This window comes from Halorubrum miltondacostae (genome assembly GCF_041379815.1).
GTDB classification, from domain to species: Archaea; Halobacteriota; Halobacteria; order Halobacteriales; family Haloferacaceae; genus Halorubrum; species Halorubrum miltondacostae.
The window spans coordinates 129,688-150,612 of sequence record NZ_JBEDNY010000005.1 but is presented as its reverse complement, the minus strand read 5'-3'; the positions used below and the strand labels follow the sequence as shown (position 1 = coordinate 150,612).

Genomic DNA, 20,925 nt, shown 5'->3' with positions numbered 1-20,925 from the left:
CGCCTGTGCTACGCGAAATCTTAGACGATATTTTATCAGTCTCAACAAACTGATCCGCCCCAGCGAAACACCTACTAACGATGATAAACACGTAGTAACTCCCAGTCGCGAACGCGAGGGGGCCTACCATGGTTGTGAACGCATGAAGAATCCATTGGCAAAAGCGACGCCGGAGGTCGGGTATCAAACAGTCGAGTGGGATATGCTGAAGCCACCGGACGAGAGGGTGATGCCGCTGAGACACACGAACCGGCTGAAACTGTCTGATATGTCGGTCCGGCCGGACCAGAATCTAACTGAGTACAGTCTCGTTGACCGAGCCGGGAACACGTACACGCAAGCTGATTTCGACCAGATTCCTGAGACACCGGATCCGGAACGGCTCGATGAAGTTTTGAGAAAAGTCAAATCATCATCCGGGAAGCAACGCCGCGTGGCGCTTGCGCATCTCGCCCCGATGACAGCGGTAGCGCCTGCTGCGTGTGCCGCGGCCGTCGAACCGATGGTCGAGTTACTCGCCACCAGTCCGCCTGCGGTACAAGGCGAGGCACTCAACGTTCTCACAACAATTGGTGAGTCAGACCCGGAGCGCACTCACCCAGCAGTCGACCCAGCAGTGGCGCTGCTTAATTCTGGGACACATTCGTTGCTGTGGAACGAAGCAGTACCGTTTCTCGCGATGTTTGCTGAGCACGATGCGAGTGCTGTCACAGCTGCTGTGCCAGCGCTTGCGACACGCCTGCGAGCTGAATCTGCGAACACGAATGATGTCGCACGCATTCTGGCTGCGATCGGTCGATCACAGCCCGACGCATTGATTGATGTCGTCCCGAAATTAGAGGTATTCTTAGAGACGGAGCCTGGACGCGCACACGTCTGGATACTGACCGCAATCGGGCACCTCAGCAAGGAGCATCCGGACATGACTGTCGAAGTAGTCCCTACGGCCGGCGAGTTACTTTCACATGAAGGGTTGGCGCTCCGATCAAACGCGGCTGGGGTACTGGCTGATATCGCGGGTGAGTATCCAACAGAAGTCAAGCCGTGGGCTCCAGACGCAATTGGGTTACTAGCCGACGATGATGCGCAGGTGCGCCAGAACGCAGTCGCAATTTTGGCCCGGGTCGCAGCAGAACATCCCGATGCGGTACGCCCGGCTTCAGAGGAATTACTCGCCGTGCTTGAGGATGACTTAGACCGGACACGGTTCAACGCCTGCTGGGCGCTCAATTACATTAACGCGACAGAGGCCGTCGACGCGTTGCGAGAAGTCGCAGCAACCGATCCCGCCGGCGACGTCCGGTCAGTCGCCGCGTTAGCCGTAGATAATATTGAGAATTGAGATGTAGCATGGAGGCACCCCACCGATATTGCCTCTGTACACCGGCAGCGTTGCGATTCAGAGATCTCCGTGTTGGAGAGTATGACGAAACCACTCGCCGATTTTAGACGACACGGCTACCCTAGAATGTCAACAGCGTGCTCTAACTACCGCGTATTGTCTACTATGTCGCTTTTTTAGTCGGTGCCTCTAGTGGTGGGGGTTTGGGGTAGTAGAGCCGAAATTTGAATTAGAAGTGGGCCCTTAATTTGTACACCGACACTCGCGAGGCCTACAACCAACTCCTCGACGATGGCGAAACGGGACGGTTTGACCTCGTAATCGTTCACGAAATCAGCCGACTTTCTCGCCTCGGCCCGACTGAGATTCACGAATTCATCCAGCACTGCTTGGAACACGACACCGGCGTTGAAGCTCTCGACGTCGCCCTGAAGATTCACGTCGACGACGGCCAGCTCCAGCAGACAATATACAGCATGGTCGCTCGATTGATGGGCGACCTCGCCCAGATAGAACACCAGCAAAAGCTCCAACGAATCCGATCGGGAGTCCGTGCCACACAGCCTGCCGGAAAGTGGACCGGGAGTCGCGCCGTGGGGCCGTCCAGCGGTCAGCGAATGTCGGTACAATCGAGCGGATCCTCCACACGAAACCCACCAACGAGGTATCAACAGCGCTCTGTAGCGTTCTATCGATACCGACGCTTCCCCGCGATTTTCGATACCGCTTCTCCGGTCACACCACACCGCCCAGATCCGCTAACACCTCGATTTCGCCTGTGGTGCGAGTCTGACGTCACGGGAGTACATCCCGAGGCAGTCACCCCTTACTGGTCGAGCGGGTCGTCGGTCGACATCACGGAGACCGGCGGTCGATCGCGGGACCCAATCGTCTCCCCGACGTCGGCGTACTCGTCGTCATGGCGGTGACACGCGCTGTGCCAGCTTTCGGCGTGTTGAGTCGCGTTCGGGTGGACCGTCTCACACACCGAGCCGAACGTCGAATTGAACCGTTCGATGGCCGCATCGGTCTCTCCCGCCGCCGCGAGCCCGACCACATCGTCGACGACCGCGTGCGCGTCACGAGGCAGTGTCACGTCGTTGAGCAGTTCCTCGACGGTGGCTTCGAACTCGTCGCCGTCGCGGAGGCCAAGTCGTCGGGCGAGCGATCCCACTACCGGCTGGGACTCACCGGCGCGGCGGTAGAGGACCGCCTGGACCGCGTCGATCGCCTTCCACGCCGCCGGCGACAACGACCAGTCGTCGGGCCGGATCTTCGCCGGACACCGGGTGGCGAGCGGGCACCCCTCGGGCGGCGTCCGCGGGCTCGGCGGCGTTCCGGGGAGCGTGACGCGCTCGCCCTCCCACGGCGACCCGCTCCCGGGGATCGCGGAGAGGAGCGAGACGGTGTACGGGTGTTGTGGCGACTGGTATACGTTCGTCGTCGGGCCGATCTCGACGATGTTGCCGAGGTACATGACCGCGACGCGGTCAGCGATGTGGCGGACGACGCTCAGGTCGTGCGCAATAAAGAGGTACGTCAGCCCGAGCGTCTCCTGTAGCTCTTCGAGCAGGTTGATGATCCGCGCTTGGACGGAGACATCGAGCGCGCTCACAGGTTCGTCTAACACGAGGAACTCGGGCTCTAAGGCAAGCGCACGGGCGATCCCCACTCGCTGGCGCTGCCCACCCGAGAACTGGTGAGGATAGCGATAGAAGTGCTCCTCAGCGAGTCCAACCCTGTCTAACAGTCGGAACGCTCGCTCGCGACGCAGCTCCGCGCGCGACGGATCGACGTCAACGGTGACGGTCGCGGGGGCGCTCGCGTCGGTTGCTGTCGGCTCGTTGACCGAGACGGTCACCTCATCTCGGTATAGTGGAAGCGTCTCCCGGATCTCAACCCTCGGCGCGTCACCGCTGATATCTATCGTAAGCGCTGGAGAGTCCGTGGCACTCGCCTCGGTTGCGTCGCCGGCGAGCGCGGCCTCACCGCCGCGGACCGCGACCGAGAACGTCGGCCAGTCGTGCGCCGAGAGCGGTTCCTGGACGATCTCGCCGACAGTCATCCGGTCGTTGAGGCTCTCTGCCGGGTCCTGAAACACCATGCCGATCCGCGTTCGCCAGTCTCGGCGCTGCTCGCCCGATAGCGCGGTGATATCGGTCCCATCGACGGTGAACCGGCCGTCGGTAGCGTCCAGCAGGCCTAAAAGCGTCCGTCCGAGAGTCGTCTTTCCACAGCCCGACTCGCCGACGAGCCCGAGTGTCTCCCCGCGCTCGATGGTAAAGCTGACATCGTCAACGGCTTTTACTGGGGGCTGGGCGCCGATCAGACTATCGTCTTCGTAGTAGGTCGAGAGGTTTTCGACGCTTACGAGCGGGTCACGAGTCATTGTGAATCGGTCTGCTGGTGTGCTGTCGAGTCTTCGTACAGGAGACACGCCGCCGACTGGGTCGTCTGGGGCGCCGCCGATTCGTCATCGACGGCGTCCCGGTTCGAGGATCGTTCGGTAGCGCGCCCGGCAGACGCGTCCCGGGGCGATGCCGACGAGGAGCCGCCTCCGCCGGTGTCGATGGAGACGTGCGTCGGGGCGGTGTCTTCACACGCCGCGAACGCCTCCGGGCACCGCGGTGCGAACCGACAGTGCGAGGCCGGACCGGTCGGCGTCGGGACTTCGCCGTCGATCGTCGGGAGCTGTGCGTCGGGCGGAGTCCGTCCGGGGATGCTGTCCAACAGCGCCCGCGTGTACGGATGCGCCGGCCGATCGAACAGGACGTCTGTCGGGGCTCGCTCGACGATTTCGCCCGCGTAGATCACGTTGACACGATCGGTCGCGTCCTCGATGACGCCCATGTCGTGCGTGATGAACAGGATCCCGAGGTCGTCGTCGCGTTGGAGGTCCGCCAACAGGTCGAGGATCTGCGCTTGGATGGTGACGTCCAACGCTGTCGTCGGCTCGTCACAGACCAAGATGTCCGGGTCACAGGCCAACGCGATCGCGATCACGACGCGCTGTTGCATCCCGCCCGACAGCTGGTGGGGATACTCGTCGACGCGAGCGGTCGCGTCTGGAATTCCGACGTCTTCGAGCAACTTGACGGCACGGGTCGTCGCCGCTTGCCCGCGGAGCCCCTGATGGATCCGGAGCGCCTCCGTGATCTGGTCGCCGACCGTGTACACGGGGTTGAGCGAGTTGGCCGGGTCTTGGAAGACGATCGAAATTGTCCCGCGATGGCCGTCCCAGCCGCTCGTCGTTAGCTCCGTCCCTTGGAGTCGGATCTCCCCGCGCTTGATCTGCCCGGGCGAGGACAGCAGGCCGAGAACGGCTCTCGCGGTGACCGACTTTCCGGAGCCGGACTCGCCGACCAGCCCGACCGTCTCGCCGGCGCGGATCTCGAAGCCGATCCCGTCAACGGCGCGGATTACCTCGCGCTCCGTCGTAAATTCGACGACGAGGTCCTCAACGGCCAGCAGCGGCGGTTCGCTCACGCTCCACCTCCGCGCCCGGCCTGCCCGGCTGTCTCGGCGTCCGACTGCGGGTCGATTGCGTCACGAACGCCGTCACCAAGGGCATTGAACCCAGTGACGACGAGAGTAATCAACAGCCCGGGGATCAGCGAGATGTGCCACGAGCCGGTTCGGACGTAGTCTTGTCCGAGATTGATCGCGCGACCCCACTCCGGGGTCGGCGGCGCGACGCCCAGCCCCAGATAAGATAGTCCGGCGATCGAAATGATTGCTCCGCCGAGCGTCATTGAGCCGTAGATCAGCAAGTAACCGGTGATGTACGGAAGGATATGTTTTCGCATGATCGTCCGGGGACGCTGACCGAACCCCTTTGCGGCGTCGACCCACTGACGGCCGGCGACTTGGAGCGCCGGACCACGGAGGGACCGCCACATGTACGTCCAGCCGGTGAAGGCGAATATGATCGCCAACAGGAAGCCGCCGCTGTAGATGTCGTTCAACCACGTGTTGCTGAGGACGCTCGTCAGCATGATCAACAGCAACAGCTGGGGCATCGCCATGATGGCGTCAGAGACTAGGACTGCCCCAAGGTCGACTCGATTCTTGTAATAGGCGGAGATCATCGCAAGCGACGCCGCGACGCTCGCGCTGAGACCGACAGAGACGAGTCCGATCACCAGTGAAATACGCGATCCGGCAGCGATAAATGTGAATAGATCGCGTCCATTCGGAAGTGTCCCGAATGGATGGAACCGGTTGTAGTCATCGTACTGGAATGGTAGGACGCGTTCTGCGTTGCTCCCACGGGATTGCGAATTGAGGTTCGCTTCGCCAACGAGGACGGTCTCAACTTCGCCGGTGTCCGCGTTCCAGTAGTCGAGTTCGTGCTCGTAAGAGTTGCGCATGTTTTCCTCGACAGTCGTCGGGCCGAGAGTCGGGGCGAACACCGCCATCACGATAAACATGAACACGACGATTAGGCCGAAGATGCCCCAACTGTGCGACCGAAGGCGACCGATCACGTCGTCGCGTGGCGTCCAGTCGGCAACGCGGTAGCGAGTCCGGTAGAGGCGGTATCCGACGACGGCCCATCCCGCGACGGCGAAGGCGTACAGGTACACGAGCCCGACTCGAACTCCCCACGCGGCAGCCGGTTCGAGCCCGAGGAACGTCCCAACCCAGCGATTCCCATTCCAGTACCCTTGGTTGGAGACAAGATCGCGTGAGAGCAGAGTGGGGAGTGACTGTGCGGTCGACTCTGTCGCCTGAAGAAGCGTCGTGACCGTCCCGAGCGGGCCGCCGCCGGCAAAGACAGCGACGGAATCCGCGAGTAGGCCGGCGACGAAGGAAGCGAGCGCCCCCACTTGGAGCCCGAGTAGTACGGCACCGACCACGAGCCATACAACGGGCGGCCGACCGCGAAGTGTGTTATCTCGGGTGCGACGGCGACGATGATCGGTGGTGTCAGTACTCCTACCGACTCCGGTTGAATTTTCTACATCAGTCATTTATGAGTTCTCCAGCGCAACGCGCGGGTCAATAAGCGTGTACAGGACATCTTGGACGAGGTTTATCCCGACGATCATGAGGATGAACACGTACATTAGCGTGCCAACGAGCGGGAGGTCGCCCTGGATGGCCGCTCGGAAGAACAGCCAACCGATGCCGTTGATCCCGAACACCGTCTCAACGAGTACGCTCCCACCAATGAGGAGAAACGCCTCGCTCGTGATGATCGGTACCAGCGGGACGAGGGCGTTACGGAAGATATGCTTCCACACGAGCGACCGGTCGGAAACTCCTTTCGCCTTTGCGAGGTCGACGTAGTCTTCGTTTCGGACCTCTAAGACGGCTGTCCGGCCGATACGCATCTCATTTCCCATTGAGGCCGAGCCGAGGACGACCGCAGCGGGCAAGACCTTCTTCACCGCAGCGAGGAAGCCGTCAACCGTGGTGAGCCGCGAGAGGTCCGGGCTGCCGGTCAACGCGTCAAGTGGAATCAACACCGATTGCCACTCGATGCCGATTACCGCCCCCGTACTGGCCAGCACCGCGAGCAGCATGATCGCTAGCCAGAAGTTCGGCATAGCTCGCCAGACGATACCGCCCATCGACGCCGTGTAATCGGACAGCGAGTTCGAGTGTAACCCGGCGTAGAAGCCGAGCGGAATCCCAACGAAGATCGCAATCACCACTGACCAGAAGCCAAGCCATAGCGTCTGGGGGAGGAAATCGAGGATGAGTGCGTTCACGTTCGAGCCCTGATACAAGAGCCACGTCTGGCCGAGGTCGAACACGACAAGACTTGAGATCCAGTCAATGTAGTGTTCGAGCGGCGGGCGATCCAATCCGAGCTGCTGTTGTGCCGCTTCGTACGCGGCTGGATCCCGGAGTTGGCCCTCGCTGAGCAGCCGCGACGTCGGGTCGACAGGCCCCATGAAAATGATGAACCACGTCATCGAGGTCCCTATCCAGACCACGGGAATGCTCATCACTACTCGCTTGAGCAGGTACAGTCCGCGCCCCATTTTATCGCACCATCATGCGACACGTGTCCGTCTGTCGTTGAGACCTATCGTTGTGGCCGCGCGGCTGAACAGCGGTCGATCGGAACGCTCGAGAGGAGCACATAAACTGTGGCTCTTGATGGTTACCGCGACAGCGTGAGACCGTTGAGGGTCTGATCTTCCATGACGCCGTACATCGGGATGTCGACGCCGGTATGCCAGAACCGCTGGACTGTGGGGTGGACGGTTGGCAGCTCCTGAACGGACGCCCAATTGACCTCTTCGATCGTCTGGAACGCCTCGTTGCGTGAGGCCGCTGTCGCGTCTTCGGCGGCGTAGTTCGACTCCCAAGCGTCGATGGCGAGATTACGAACCTCCTCATCGTAGTAGCTCCCCTCAGCACCCCACCGAGTGAACTGCGAACCGGGGTTGCTCCCCCACAGGAAGCGGAGGAAGTTCTGCGGCCCCGGGTACTCCATCCCATCGCCGAGCGCGAATACCTCCATATCTCCGGAGACAGCGCGGCTGATGATGGTACCGAACTCGGCTTCCTCGATCTCGATGTCGATATATGCCGGCCGGAGCTTCGACTGAAGTCGAGTGAACACCGACGCGTACGCGCTGTTGCCGGCGATTGTTGTCGCGGTGACCGTCACTCGGTTGTTGTCACCGTATCCCGCCTCTTCCATCACGCTGGTCGCGTCATCGAGTCGCGTCTCGCCGTACCCGTAGGGATAGCCGTCAACACCAAACTCGGTGTTCGACTCATAGCCCTCTTCCGCGTGGCGGGTGTACGTCTCGGAGCCAGACACCCCGTCCTCGAATGTGGGGTACGGTGCAGGCGGCGTAATATGGTAGCCCGGCGTCGCGTTCCCTTTATATACGTTTTCTGCGATGTCGTGCTGGTTCATCGCATACGCGAACGCTTTGCGCACGGGAAGCGGCACTTCGAGGGTGTTAAACACTATATACTCCGTCTGAAGGGCTGGCACCTCGCCATAGTTGACCGTCGTGCCATCGTTGAGCGTGTAGGTGCCGACAGAACGGTTGCCCTCTTGGGATTCTATCGAAACGTTGTCCGGGCTGAAAGAAGCCGTCGGCATGCCGTCGAGGATGTCCGCGTTTCCATTCCGGAATCGGTCCAGCCGCGTGTTGCCGTCGCTGATGATCGCGTAGGTGATCTCGTTGATTTCTGCGGGCGTGCCGTGGTACTCGTCAAACGCCGTCAAGCTGAGCTCGTTGCCTTTCACCCACGAATCGATGGCGAAGGCCCCGAGACCGGCGTATTCTGGCCCGTCATTCTCCGTGCTGAAGAACTCGTTGTACGCATACTCGCCATCGTATCCTTCAATGTCACCCACTGACCCCTCGGGTAAGACTGCGAACGCGCCGCCAGCGATTTGCGAGAGAGTGAACTCGAACGGCGATCGGAGGGTCATCTCGAACGTGTAGTCGTCGACAGCTTCAACAGCGAGCGAACCGGAGACGTAGTCTTCAAGTGTGGTTTCGTCGCCGGAGGTGTCCTTCTCGTGTTCGATCGTCATCGTGTCACCGATGATGTCGTCCCGATTTCGGGAGTTGCTTGAACCTGCGAGACGGCGGTACGAATACACGACATCAGAAGCAGTCAGTTCTGTCCCGTCATGGAACTGGACTCCTTCCTTGAGATCGAACGTGTACGTCAATCCGTCGTCAGACATTTCATAGTTCGTGACGAGCGCCGGTTCAGGGGGATACTGTCCATCGGGAAAAGTAAACAGCGACTCCCCGTATTGGCTGAACCCGGCACCTGATCCCTTCGCGTTGATCGGGTCAAGTGACTGGATCGGACCGGACGACATCAGTCGCAGTGTATCGCTCGGCCCGCTAGCGGAGTTCGTTGTCTCACTCTCAGTGGTGCCTCCCGACTGTCCGTCATCGGTAGATTCGGATGTGTTCGACTCCGGAGGCTCTCCCTGACATCCGGCAAGCGCAGTGACCGCACCCGTCCCAGCAATCGTCAGGAACCCACGTCGTGTATTCGAATCCGACATCATATTTTTTGAATTTGTTTAGTATAAAGAACATTTATATTATTATCCTAAACTGATATGTGACCCACGTGAGGCCTACATAGTAACATTAATCTCTAAGTATATCATTTATTACACGAAAACGTATTTTATTGTTCGCGGAGGACATCAATTCGTGAACACAGAGCGGTCCCAGACCACAGGATGGGAAACGACGCTGAGTACAGCCAGCGAGATGGCGGACACACTCCGCATGGACGGGTGCGAGGTGACAACAGCCCGCGCTGCGCAGGTAATTCCGGAAGCCCCCGCCGATGGTGAAACCGACCGATTTGGACTGGTGTACGTTATCGGGCAGTCCGATGCGGACGCGCTGCAGTCACGCGTCTCAACAGGCGAGTTCACTGAGTACGAAGTGTACAACCGACGGCAGGGGGACACGCTGTTCGTGTTGACCCGCATATTTGATCAACAGCGCGAGAAGGCGGTGTTGCTGGTCGGGGCCGTTGATCTCACCCACGCGGATAAACTTCTAAGAGCCGTTCAGGATAGAGACGAGATCTACTCGCACGTCCAACTGCTTGACGGGACGACAGTCTGTTCGTTTCGTCACAGCAATCCAGCCGCCGTCGTTCCCATCAATAAATGAGTGGTGATACCCACCCGGGTCAGGTGCTTGCGCGGTTACCCGAGCCGCGCGGGGAACTGACACGAATCGCAATCGTGGCTGACCCGCATGTGGCGACAGAAGCGACCGGAACGTCGAAGCTGCTTGAAAAAACCCTCCAGCACTTTACCGCGGCGATTGACGACATCCGCGGCCGGGAGTTCGATCTCGTTCTCTCGCCGGGTGATCTCACAAAGGACGGTGAACCGTGGAATTACCGCGCTGTCGATTCAGCGCTTGCGGACCTCGAATGTCCGTTCTACGCCGTTCCAGGTAATCATGATGTCCCGAAGGCCGGCGACGAACACGAGACGCCGTCGGTACAGCGGTTCATCAGCAAATACACACCGGGAAAGCTGCCGTATAAGCTGTCAACGGAAGGGGTCGACATCGTCGGCGTCAACACTGCTGGCACAGCCGACCGACTTCTAGAATCGCATAACGGACGCGTGACTCGAGACACACGTGAGTGGCTTACCGACGCGCTTGACCCGGGGCGACCGACAGTCGTCTTGGCCCATCACAACTTTCCCCCGATCAGCGACCAGATTGCCGCCCACCAGTCGATCGACCCAGAGATGCACCTTCCGCCAGTTATGGAAGACCCTGAGCCGTTCGCGGACGTGCTCGCGAACGGGGACGTCGAACTGGTCGTCACGGGACATTACCACCTGCCGGCAACGGGAACATATCGTGGCGTGAGAGAGATCGCGGCACCGACCACTTGCTCGTTCCCACAGGCGTACCTGAGCTGTACGATCGGGCCGACGGGGACGACGATTCGTCAGATACCGGTCGCGGACGCGCACGGTCTCGAATACGGCCATCACGAGCGGACGACCGCTTCACCTACGAGCGCCGGCCTCACTGCGATCGCGGCGGCCCGCCTCGCTTCTTTCCCACTCGTCGGATCGTCCGAGCAGTCTCCTGAACGATGAACGTAGTCACTTGTACTCAGTCTGAAGACGGTTCCGTGCTCCGTCGCGCGTTTTGAAGTATCGTCGGTCGCCCTCCGCTGTCCGAACAGCCCAGTCGTACGTCTCGCTATCAGGACGGTACCAGTGATCGGAGTACATATCGAACACGGACGCTCCCCCATCCGAGTGAGTCTGTTTTTCATCGGTATCCAGATCGGCTTCGTCCGACACCTCGGATCGAGCGTCTGTCTCTATCTCCGTGACATCCTCAACGAGAAGCGCTTCCTCGATCAGATTCGTATTGACGATCATTCCAGGACCGTAGCCGTTGTCAAGTGCTGCTTCCGTCGCTGTCATCAGTATCTTTTGGATGTCTCGAACCGGGTCGTCGTCGGAAGAGACCGCTTCGTAGGTTCCGTCGCTTTGCATTACCCATCGACGGCGGTTATCTGTTAGTGACGCCTCCAATATGAACCGGAGCTGTTCGCGCAGTTGCGTGTCTTCGACCGGCGTGACCGCTTCTACTCGATAGTCAAGATTCCGGGTCATCCAATCGGCGGAGCCGATGTACCACTCAGGATTGCCTCCGTTCTCGAAGTAAAATATCCGAGCGTGTTCGAGGAACCGGCCGACAATCGAGTGGACGGAGATATTCTCGCTTAGCTCTTCAATACCGGGACGAAGCCGGCAGATATCTCGAACGATCAAATCGATTTCGACGCCGGCCATCGAAGCACGATAGAGTTCCTCGACCATCGACGGGTCTTCAAGCCCGTTTATTTTGACCACAATCCGTGCCCGCTGACCAGCACGAGCATGCTCGGCTTCTCGTCTGATCATCTCCGTGAACCGCTCACGCATCGTGACGGGTGCAATCAAGAGCTTCCGGAAGCGGTCATCGAGTGTCGGTCCAGTAAAGAAGTTGAACACCTTCGTGAGATCGAACCCAATATCGCGATCGGCTGTCAACAACCCCAAGTCGGAATACCCTTTCGCGGTCCCAGAGTGGTAATTGCCAGTGCCGATGTGCGAGTAGAGCTGAACGCCGTCGTCCTCTTGGCGCACAACGAGCGCCGTCTTCGTGTGGGTCTTCAACCCCACAGTCCCGTAGGCGACGTGGATGCCCTCCTCTTCGAGTTGCCGAACCCATTCGAGGTTGTTCTCCTCGTCGAATCGAGCCTTGAGTTCGACCATTACCGCTACCTGCTTGCCGTTGTCGGCGGCGTTGATGAGACTTTGAATGACCTTCGAGTCGCTCGCCGTCCGATAGATGGCCGCTTTCACGGCGAGCACGTCGGGATCGGTCGCCGCCGCCTTGAGGAACCGCTGAACCGTCCCCTCGAACGAGTGATACGGGTGATGCGCGAGTATATCTCCATTTTTAATCTCATCGAAGATACTTTTCTTTTCGTCTCTGGTGCCACTCGTTAGCGAGCTCAGTCGCGGATGGGGCTTGGGTGACCACGCAGGAGGCTTGAGGTCGGGACGATCGAGATCGATGAGTTCAAAGAAGTCCTCGAAGTCGATCGGTCCCTCCCGGTGGAACACTTCTCGGTCGTCTACCTCGAGCTGATCTTTGAGAATCGCCAGCGACCCGTCGGGCATATCGGCGTCGACTTCTAGCCGAACCACCGTTGCGAAGCGTCGCTGTTCGATAACCTCTTCGACCATATCGACGAGGTCTTCGGCGACCTCTTCGTTTCGCCGCACCTCGGCGTTCCGAGTCACCTTGAATTTCGATACATCACAGATGTCGAGATCGGGGAGCAACAGGTCGAGATTACGTTCGATGAGGTCTTCGATGAGAACGTATCTGTCAGCCTCGCCAGAAACGCTGATGAGGCGGGGTTGATTCGGCGGAATCTTGATCCGGGTGAATGTCGGCTCGTCACCCCCATTCGACGAGAGCACAGCGAGCGACAGCGAGAGGTTGGAAATGAACGGGAACGGGTGAGCGGGGTCGAACGCGAGCGGCGTCAGTGTCGGCAAGATAGACTCCTCGAAGTGCGTCCGTAGCTGTTCTTGATCTCCTTCGGATAACTCGTCAGGGGTACAGATCTCGATCCCTTCGTCGGCGAGCGTCGGTTTGAGAACGGACTGCCAGTATTTCGACTGCTGCGCAAAGAGTGGGCGTGCGGTGTCGAGCACTTCGACCCACTGCTCCTTCGGTGTCCGTCCATCAGGCGTCGTCTTCGTCACACCGGCGTCGATCTGCTGTTTGAGTCCGCCGACGCGCTTCATGAAGAACTCGTCAGTGTTTTTCGTGAAGAACGCGAGAAATCGGAGCCGTTCGAGCGGCAGATTCCGATCGTCCATTCCCTCTCGAAGAACTCGCTCCTGAAATGCCAGTTCGGAGAGTTCTCTGTTGAGGTAGTACTCTGGGTCCGTGAGGTCTCTGTCGGTCACAGAATCACCCGCGTAAAGAGAGTTGATACCGTGAGTCGGCTCCTGTATCTGTCAAACTGAACGCTTCCTATCATCTCTGAATCAGCAGAAACAGCACCTTACAAATGAGAGAGTAGTACTCATTTTTCGGATTCACCTTGTTGTGATCGGTTACCCTTCGACATCGAGTTAGCGGGACGAGATCTCAGCTGACGGTTCGGGTGCTGACAGAGACCCTTCGCCACCGGACAGGGCACCATCGGGAAGCCATGCGTCGTCGCGTTCCGTCCACTCCTCGACCGGAAGTCGCTGGTGAGTCTCCGAGGGAATGACAATCTCAGTAGCGTTAGAAATGATCCCGTACTTTCGAATCGCCATTTTGGGCTCGTTGAGATCGTGCCTACCTAAATGCGGCTTCACGCGAGCATGTAGATCCTCTTTCGAGTACTCGCTTCGTCGCCCTTCGAGTGCGCGAACAGCGTCACAAACTGGACACCTGAGAAGCACAGCCGATTCCATACTTTATTTAGGCTACGCTAACTACAAGAATCCCCATTAATAGTCGTATATATCAATATATAATAGTTTGGAGTTCAATATATTTGCTACACTCAGTCTCCACGTCCCGAGATAATTGACGCCGGTGAAACCGTCCGTATACAACTCACTTTGAACTCTGGAACGGTGACGCCGAGTGGCAAATTCACCGTCTACTTGCCCGTGTTCGAGGCTAAGTTTACGGATAAAAATTTCTCCCACCGAGCGAAGTCGATAGACTGAGCGAGGTAAGGTGGGGTTGTTGACCACGGTTGCTCGGGTCACTGGGGGCGCTTCGCCGACGCGTCGGCAATCGTCTGAAACTGCGTCGGGTCTTGGAGGAAGTCTTCGCCTGTGTCGGTGATCGCCGACCGATCGATGTATTCGACGCCGTCACCGTACACCGCTAGCACGGGCTCGTCTTTGAACTCACCAATCGGGCGAGACGTAGTGCACTCTATTGCGACGTGCGTTCCTCCCGGAAGGGTGGGTGCGTCGGCGTAGGCCGCCGGGAGGTCGTCTCTGTGAACGCCCGCCAGCATGTGGCCGGGAAGGATCACCATCGCGGTCCGGTAGCCGAACGCCGGCTGCGAAAGCATCCCGACCAGCAGATACGTGAGGTCCTCGCAGTCACCACAGCCATCAACGAGCGTCTCCTCGACGGTTCGGATGTAGTCCGGCGCTCCTATCGATTCCGCATCCGTCGCGTATTCGAGCGAGTGTACGAGTCCGATCGCCCCGTCTAGAAGGACCGACTCAGGGAGCGACCGCCGAGTATACTTGCCCGTCGCGCTCGCGCTGGCGAGCGCCTCCGTGAGCCGCTCAGCATGAGCACTTGCCTTCGCCGCTTTGAAGCCTCTCAGATATCCGTTCGCCTCATCGGCCGCTTCTCTGTACGCGGACCGCTCAATCGGGAACTCCAGATGCCACTCACGTCCGGACGGGCCCGTCCACTCGTACGTCATGGCGTAGCCGTCCGCAGTCCGTTCCCGAGTAGTCGGATCTCTCGCGTTGATGGGTGTCGGCCGCGTCGGCTCACTCGCAGAAAGAGACAGCGCCGCAGACCACAGATCAGATAGTTCGACGACCGAGGAAGCGACGGCCCCGAGCGCGACTCGGTCCAGCGTTTTGTTGAGGAGTTCCCGTCGTTTTATGCCCACCGACGGACCACCTCGGATTTGTTCCTTACCGGTAGAGGCGTCCGACTCGGCGGCGGGCGAAACATCCGAGTCCGTGTCGACCGGGGCACCGGATTCGACGCGGGCCGGCACCGTCGGGCCTCTTGACCGCCTCGCCCGCTGTGGTCGCGGTACATCCGGGCGGTTATCGGAAGCATTCGGGCTTGATGACGGAGTCGACGTCCACCGTCACCCACGTCGACAGCCGCTCATCATCGGTTGCCTCCGCTGGGAACACCGTGACCCGATCGGGACCCGACGGCCGCCTGTCGACCTGATGTACCAGACCGGTGGACGCGGGGCTCACCGATTTCTGTCCGGTCGTCTCATCGTTGCTTGACCTCCGGTTGATATCCGTTGTCATTTGTTACTCGTTCGGACTATTCGGCAGCCTGCGCTTGAACGCTTATAATAGGTGAACGGACGCGTCAGAAGCCGACCGGTGGGATATATACTCGTCGTGACCAGTCAGTCGTTCCCGTTCTCGCTCGGCAAAGACAAGTTCTCTCCAATGTTTAAATTGTGGTCTTTTAAACTGAAATAATTAGACTGCGACGTGGCCCCGGACAGGACTTGGGAGATGGCCGATCATGTCATGAGCGGTTTGATACAAATTCGATTTCCCCCTGAACAGAGGACGCCTGTCCGGCCGCTGATCTCGTACGGAGTGATATATATCACTCATAGCAACAAAAACCGTATCGCGGTGAAATCTCCGGCTGTATGTCCTCTCGGGAATGCGAGACGCTGTCACCGGTACTCGATACGCTCCACACTGGTGTGGCGATCTACGACGCCGTCTCCGGGACCGTTCTCGACGCGAACGCGCGACTAGAAGAAATACTCGGTTACACTCCAAACCAACTGCGTGAGCTCTCAGTAGCCGAATACACGGCGAACACCTATCCGCACACCGAGTCCGAGTTCCACGATCGACTCTCCGCAGCCGCCAACGGAAACCCGCAGCAGTTTATGTGGCGGGCGAAGCGAGCGGACGGCGAACTCATTTGGATCCAAGTGTTCACTTCGCGACAGCGTCCGACAGCCGACCGCTGTGTCCACGTGGAGGTCCGGGATATCACGCAACACTACGACACCCACCATCGGGCGGAGCTGTTCTGGCGCATCCTTCGGCACAACCTTCGGAACGAGGCCGCAGTTATTATCGGATGCGCAGAGCAGGCCATGAAAGACCCCGAGAGCGAACCGTTCAAGAAGGTCATCTCGACTATTCGGTCCAGAGGCGAAAAGCTCGGCAACATCGCGACGTCTGTGAGACAAATCGAAGACGCAGTAACCGACTCAAAGAAGAGCACTGTCCGCGTGTCCGCTATGAGCGCTGTGCGAGATGTCGCGAATCGGGTCAGTGCCGAACACCCCGACGCTGATATCCGGGTCACAGAACGAGAGCGGATGCGGATCGACATCAACGAGGCGTTTGAGTACGCACTCGCACACGCCGTCGAAAACGCCGTTGTCCACAGCAGTAATGAGTCACCGGTCGTCGAGATAACGGTCGGCCCTTCGCCGAACACCGGTCGCACGGAGATCCGTATCGAAGACGCGAATTCGCCGATCCCGGCTGAGGAGATCGCCGCGCTAAATTCGCCGACTGTCACCACGAGCACGTCTCACGGCTCTGGAATCGGCCTGTTTGTGATGAAGTGGTGTGTCGAGTCGCTCGGCGGCGAGGTATCGTTCGAGTCACGAGATTCTGGGGGAAACGCCGTCTGCTTGCTGCTGCCACCTAAGTGACTTTTACGTTCGGCGACAACCGTCTGATCTTGCTGAATGGATGGTACCCCTCGATCGCTGCTGGATGGTCACAGATCAGAGTCGTACTCGTGTGTCGCCTTCCAGTAGGCACCGATACGATCCACTAACTGATCAGGGTCTTCTGTAAAGAGGCGCTCACCTAGCGGCCGGCCTTTGCGATGGTATTCAGACCGCTTCGCAGTGATTATTTGATGTAGTGTTTCTCTGGTCCCCATGGCAAATAGTTCTTCGTCGTGGATTGTCATGGCGATCTCCGCTAAGTCGTTTTCGTATCCGATGATATCCGACAGATCTTTGAGTTCTGCTCGACGCTGCTTCATCGGTCCAACCCATACGCGCCGCAGCAATCGGGTGTGGTAGCGGTGATATTTGATTCTCTTCCGCCATTCGTGAAATCGTTCGAACTCCGGGTCGTTATACGCCTCTATCATGCGGTTGCGAGCTCGCTTGTAGGACTTCCGAAGCCCACCAGCAACCGCATCATAGCCTTCCGTTGCGATAGGGAGGTCATCAACACGTCTACGCCCCTCGATCAGATCTGTCCGGACTGCGTTTAGTCGCTGCTCTATGTTCTGCTCGACTGCCATTGTGTCACGCCGCTCAAGTAACGTTGTCCGGATGTCAGCGAGCGTCTTCTCGTCTAATTCGTTACGCTCTTGCACAGCGGGTTTGAGACGTTCATCAAACGTCTCGATAGCGGCGTGGGCATCGCGGATTGTAGAGATACGACGTGCCGCGTCCCGATAATGGACGTTTTCCTGTTTGTATGTCGGCAGGACCGGTCTGACAAGCCGAAGGGCTGCTCGGATCTCTTTACACCGTTTTCGGACCTCATGAACCGTTTCGTGGTGGTCGTTGTTCTTGTCGATGTGATCGATGGCTCGTTTGATTTTCCCGTCAATAATTCGCTTGATACCGTCCGAGACGCGTTCGTTGGGCTGTAGTGTGTATTCCATGGATCACAAACCGGGGCTATTGTTCAATGCGGCTTGCAATCTCTCTGAGAGCTCTTGCGACTGATTCAACCTCGGCGGTTGAATCGAAAGAGTCGAACTGTTCAATTGCGTCGTTGGACCACGTCCCCGTGCTTCGGTGTTCTTGTATGAACCCTTCGAGAAAGACTGCTGTGCGGTAGGCTTCTTGTGGGTTTGGATCAGGAGGCATATTTGTCGGGACAATGGTGTTGAGATCATCTCGGTACTCTCGGACTTCAAAATCCCAAGATCCAGGTTTGTCGAAAAACTCCTCATATCGATTCATCCACGAGAATTACCATGCGCACTTGTATAAGTATATATGCTCATATATGCGTAAATATAGCATATAAATTCATGTCTGATATACATAACATGTATATGACGGGATTCGAATGCCGAAGCCGTTAGCACTGTCGTTGATAACGCAGTTAGTATGAGCGAAGAGATTACCACACCAATTGAACAAATCTTGAACGGGATCGACGACCAGTCCGACGCAATAGAGCAGGTCGCAGCAAATGTCCACCAACTCAGTCCGATGAGCGATTCGCTATACCACTATGCTGACTTGTTCAAGATTGCTACCGACGAAAACGCAAATTTGACTCATACGAAGTGAACACAAAACACGATCTGCCAGTATGAATTAATACTACCCTTAACCGGGCCGTTGCCGCCGATATCGAGACTTCTGTTCTGATTTAGATCCGAAGGTAGAACCGCGATGTTTTGACTCGGCAATATCATTCCGATAGCTGTTCACAGTTTCCGGTGCTGGTGTCTCCGTTGGTACGTCCAGCCGGCGATGACGCTGAGTGGCATGAGTATCACTCCAGCCCGTAGACTCCAGTAGAGGAGTCCACCGTATGTAACAACGACGAGCAGCTGCGACGTACTAATGAAAATCTGATAGGTTTCGGGAGTCCACCACGCAGCCCTGATATACTCTCGCGCGAGTATAAGCAGGCTGAATAGTAGTGGGACGAGAAGCATCGTCACGACTGCCGAGGCGACACTGGCAATCGCACCCCTTGTCGGGCTTGACGAGGGGGAAACCACGCATCTCCATACTACTGTTCCAGCGATCAGTGCCACGAGTGGAGCAAGAATTAACGCGTAGAATATCAGCCCAAAATAGAGGAAAAAGTACAGCTCGGTGGTACGCGGTAATCCTGTATACAGTATATCAAGAAACCGTAGCACGGGAACATAGAGGACGGCCGCAACCAACGCCGTACCAGCGGCGACAGTGCCCGCGCCGACCTCGTAGCGCGACACACGGGGACGAGTCCGACGCGAGTTAGACATACCATCTGTTTGGTCTGATCGTGTATAACAGAGCGGGTACAGCAACTGTACTGAGCAGACTTAGAGAGAACGTATCACGATCTATTGGTTTCAACAGAGCAACCCAGCCACCAATGCTTGGACTGCCAGTATGTTTATTATTACATGCTTCTTCTGGTCGTTCACACCGTTTCTGCTTAATAAGGGGCCAGATTCTGTCAGTTGGTTCAGAAGATATGTAGAAAGGAACCACCCACAGCACTAACTCCGTCCTTTGGTATTCAGCGCAACTACTGAGGAGATGTTACGGATTAATGCCTTGTGAGCGCTACCGATCATTTACCCGCTGATCGGTCTGTGAGAACGCCTCAGTCGCCATGTCTGCGCGTTCAGCCGCCTCGATGTGCTGGTACGCCTCTCGGACCTGTTCTTCACTATTGTCGAGATACCGGGCTGTAGCGGCGTAGCCGAACTGCCGAACAAGAACCTCCCCGACACCCCGACGCCCACCGTGGAGCTCGAGGTAGTTACCATCGAGTGTGAGGTCCAGTTCGTCCCGTCGCTCCACTAGGCTCTCATGATTCCATAGCCGGTCCATGATCGAGCGGGCCCCCTCGGTGGTGAGTGGTTTCGGCGCAGTCAGGTCGTGTTCGGCGGCGACGACTAGGTCGGGAACCGCACCACGAATGCGCTCGATCGCGTCGTCATCAAGACCGCATTCGGCAAGGCCCTCAGTGACGTGTGAAGCGAGCGATGGCCGGTGTAGTGTCGTAAACACTGGCCACGACTTCGGGACATCCAGCACCTCAGCGTACCGACGCAGCGGCGTAATCACAGGGTCAGGGAGGGAGGCCTCCTTCCACTCGCGACCTTTCCGGAATACCGTCACGCTGCTGTCCGCGAACGACACGTCACGCCATCGAATCCCGTTACGGCCCTCACGGTCCTCTTTCGGGGCCGAAAGGAACTCCGAGCCGCGCAGGCCCGTATAAGCGACGACGTACACGAGTGCTTGCTCACGACAGCGTTGGTAGGCATCGAACCGGGCCCGTTGTTTGGTCTGCCAGATTTCGCTTTCCGGATCACCGTGTTCGGCTTGGGGAACATCGATCGCGCCGAGCGCGTCGAACGCCTCGGAAACACGGCGGTCGACGAACTGAGTGATCAGGTCGCGGTGGATTGGTTCCCACGACTGCTGGTCACCTGGTCGCCGGCCATCGTTCTCGGGGAGCGGATCCTCGGCGTCCGACTCCCTAGCGTAGTGGCGTGGAATATACCCTTGTGCGTGCGACCATCCACACCACGACGCGATATGTGCGTAATAGGTGAGGACGGTCCCAGCAGCGTACCCAGACGTCGAGAGGTAGCGGGCGTAGTCTGAGAAGACCGTCGTGTCGAGGTCCTCGAACCGAACGGTATCCCCGTCGACGACGCCCGCCCAGGACTCCAGCGGCGAGGCGTTCGCCGGGTCAGCTGTCTGACCGAAACACCACCGATGGAAACGTCGGAGCTCCCGCTCGGCATCAGTTCGATACGCCCCTTGCTCGCCGACGTCGCCTTTCCCCTTGTCCGTGAGGTATTTGCTAAATGTGTCGTCGATCGGGGTTTCCACGGAGCGGCGACCCGTCATTGAACTCGCTGGGTGTAGGGATTGGATAGTCGAAACGCCGCTCTAGCACCGGCGAGCCGGCTGGAACGGACATTGAAGGAAGGGCTGGCCATAATTCTGGAATTGACTCAGTTGAGCCCACGGGTGGGGGTCACTAAGAGTTTACTCTGTCTTACCGAGATAAGACAAAGTAAAATAGTTGGCCTGATATTCGTGTTTCTGAGAGATTATGGCCTGATTTCAGCCGCGAGAGCCCATGTACTTCG

At 58.3% G+C, this 20,925-nt stretch carries 18 protein-coding genes; 6 read left to right on the top strand and 12 right to left on the bottom strand.

Translation table 11 applies throughout. The features are described 5' to 3' along the window. The first annotated feature begins 142 nt into the window (after window positions 1-142). Together ABNG04_RS14120 and ABNG04_RS14115 are read left to right on the top strand one after the other, a co-directional pair. A complete protein-coding gene (locus tag ABNG04_RS14120; RefSeq protein ID WP_371163034.1) occupies window positions 143-1,342 on the top strand; it encodes a HEAT repeat domain-containing protein in 1,200 nt (399 codons plus the stop codon). Between the two features lie 248 nt (window positions 1,343-1,590). Beyond that, a complete protein-coding gene (locus tag ABNG04_RS14115) occupies window positions 1,591-2,271 on the top strand; it encodes a recombinase family protein (protein WP_371163033.1) in 681 nt (226 codons plus the stop codon). Here the strand turns inward: ABNG04_RS14115 and ABNG04_RS14110 are convergent. The 5 genes from ABNG04_RS14110 to ABNG04_RS14090 all read right to left on the bottom strand — a co-directional run bounded on the left by ABNG04_RS14110 (window position 2,169) and on the right by ABNG04_RS14090 (window position 9,347). Beyond that, window positions 2,169-3,731, bottom strand: coding sequence for an ABC transporter ATP-binding protein (locus tag ABNG04_RS14110; protein WP_371163032.1), 1,563 nt, complete (start codon window positions 3,729-3,731; stop codon window positions 2,169-2,171). The two genes, ABNG04_RS14115 and ABNG04_RS14110, sit on opposite strands and share 103 nt — an antisense overlap. Continuing rightward, window positions 3,728-4,828, bottom strand: a complete 1,101-nt coding sequence (locus tag ABNG04_RS14105; protein ID WP_371163031.1) for an ABC transporter ATP-binding protein — start codon at window positions 4,826-4,828, stop codon at window positions 3,728-3,730. Before ABNG04_RS14105 ends, ABNG04_RS14110 begins: the two co-directional genes overlap by 4 nt. Beyond that, window positions 4,825-6,315: an ABC transporter permease gene (locus tag ABNG04_RS14100; protein ID WP_371163030.1), complete on the bottom strand. Its 1,491-nt coding sequence runs from the start codon at window positions 6,313-6,315 to the stop codon at window positions 4,825-4,827. Before ABNG04_RS14100 ends, ABNG04_RS14105 begins: the two co-directional genes overlap by 4 nt. Beyond that, window positions 6,316-7,335 carry an ABC transporter permease gene (locus tag ABNG04_RS14095; protein ID WP_371163029.1) on the bottom strand — a complete coding sequence of 340 codons (1,020 nt, stop codon included), beginning with the start codon at window positions 7,333-7,335 and terminating at the stop codon, window positions 6,316-6,318. It abuts the gene before it with no gap. A gap of 122 nt (window positions 7,336-7,457) precedes the next feature. After that, window positions 7,458-9,347: an ABC transporter substrate-binding protein gene (locus ABNG04_RS14090; RefSeq protein ID WP_371163028.1), complete on the bottom strand. Its 1,890-nt coding sequence runs from the start codon at window positions 9,345-9,347 to the stop codon at window positions 7,458-7,460. A 154-nt stretch (window positions 9,348-9,501) separates the two neighbouring features. On the opposite strand from ABNG04_RS14090, the gene ABNG04_RS14085 reads away from it, so the two are divergent. Both ABNG04_RS14085 and ABNG04_RS14080 read left to right on the top strand, forming a co-directional pair. After that, a complete protein-coding gene (locus tag ABNG04_RS14085; RefSeq protein ID WP_371163027.1) occupies window positions 9,502-9,975 on the top strand; it encodes a DUF7529 family protein in 474 nt (157 codons plus the stop codon). After that, window positions 9,972-10,931 carry a metallophosphoesterase family protein gene (locus ABNG04_RS14080; protein ID WP_371163026.1) on the top strand — a complete coding sequence of 320 codons (960 nt, stop codon included), beginning with the start codon at window positions 9,972-9,974 and terminating at the stop codon, window positions 10,929-10,931. Before ABNG04_RS14085 ends, ABNG04_RS14080 begins: the two co-directional genes overlap by 4 nt. A 6-nt stretch (window positions 10,932-10,937) precedes the next feature. Here the strand turns inward: ABNG04_RS14080 and ppk1 are convergent, their stop codons facing one another. The 3 genes from ppk1 to ABNG04_RS18065 form a co-directional block, all read right to left on the bottom strand. After that, window positions 10,938-13,316: a polyphosphate kinase 1 gene (gene ppk1, locus ABNG04_RS14075; protein WP_371163025.1), complete on the bottom strand. Its 2,379-nt coding sequence runs from the start codon at window positions 13,314-13,316 to the stop codon at window positions 10,938-10,940. Between the two features lie 797 nt (window positions 13,317-14,113). Beyond that, a complete protein-coding gene (locus tag ABNG04_RS14070) occupies window positions 14,114-14,986 on the bottom strand; it encodes a hypothetical protein (RefSeq protein ID WP_371163111.1) in 873 nt (290 codons plus the stop codon). A gap of 169 nt (window positions 14,987-15,155) precedes the next feature. Beyond that, entirely contained in the window at window positions 15,156-15,374 is a 219-nt protein-coding gene (locus ABNG04_RS18065) for a DUF7511 domain-containing protein (protein ID WP_445972121.1), read from the bottom strand. 359 nt (window positions 15,375-15,733) lie between these two features. Between ABNG04_RS18065 and ABNG04_RS14065 the strand changes: the two genes are divergently transcribed. Then, entirely contained in the window at window positions 15,734-16,765 is a 1,032-nt protein-coding gene (locus ABNG04_RS14065; protein ID WP_371163024.1) for a PAS domain-containing sensor histidine kinase, read from the top strand. Between the two features lie 68 nt (window positions 16,766-16,833). Here the strand turns inward: ABNG04_RS14065 and ABNG04_RS14060 are convergent, their stop codons facing one another. Together ABNG04_RS14060 and ABNG04_RS14055 are read right to left on the bottom strand one after the other, a co-directional pair. Then, window positions 16,834-17,742 (bottom strand): CHAD domain-containing protein, encoded by a 909-nt coding sequence (locus tag ABNG04_RS14060; protein ID WP_371163023.1) that lies wholly within the window; start codon window positions 17,740-17,742, stop codon window positions 16,834-16,836. Between the two features lie 16 nt (window positions 17,743-17,758). Next, window positions 17,759-18,046 (bottom strand): hypothetical protein, encoded by a 288-nt coding sequence (locus ABNG04_RS14055; RefSeq protein WP_371163022.1) that lies wholly within the window; start codon window positions 18,044-18,046, stop codon window positions 17,759-17,761. A gap of 150 nt (window positions 18,047-18,196) precedes the next feature. Here ABNG04_RS14055 and ABNG04_RS14050 point away from each other — a divergent pair, with 150 nt between their 5' ends. Beyond that, a complete protein-coding gene (locus ABNG04_RS14050; protein ID WP_371163021.1) occupies window positions 18,197-18,382 on the top strand; it encodes a hypothetical protein in 186 nt (61 codons plus the stop codon). Between the two features lie 140 nt (window positions 18,383-18,522). Here ABNG04_RS14050 and ABNG04_RS14045 read toward each other — a convergent pair whose 3' ends face one another. Together ABNG04_RS14045 and ABNG04_RS14040 are read right to left on the bottom strand one after the other, a co-directional pair. Next, window positions 18,523-19,041, bottom strand: coding sequence for a hypothetical protein (locus tag ABNG04_RS14045; RefSeq protein WP_371163020.1), 519 nt, complete (start codon window positions 19,039-19,041; stop codon window positions 18,523-18,525). A 337-nt stretch (window positions 19,042-19,378) separates the two neighbouring features. Then, window positions 19,379-20,680 carry a site-specific integrase gene (locus ABNG04_RS14040; protein WP_371163019.1) on the bottom strand — a complete coding sequence of 434 codons (1,302 nt, stop codon included), beginning with the start codon at window positions 20,678-20,680 and terminating at the stop codon, window positions 19,379-19,381. Window positions 20,681-20,925 lie beyond the last annotated feature (245 nt).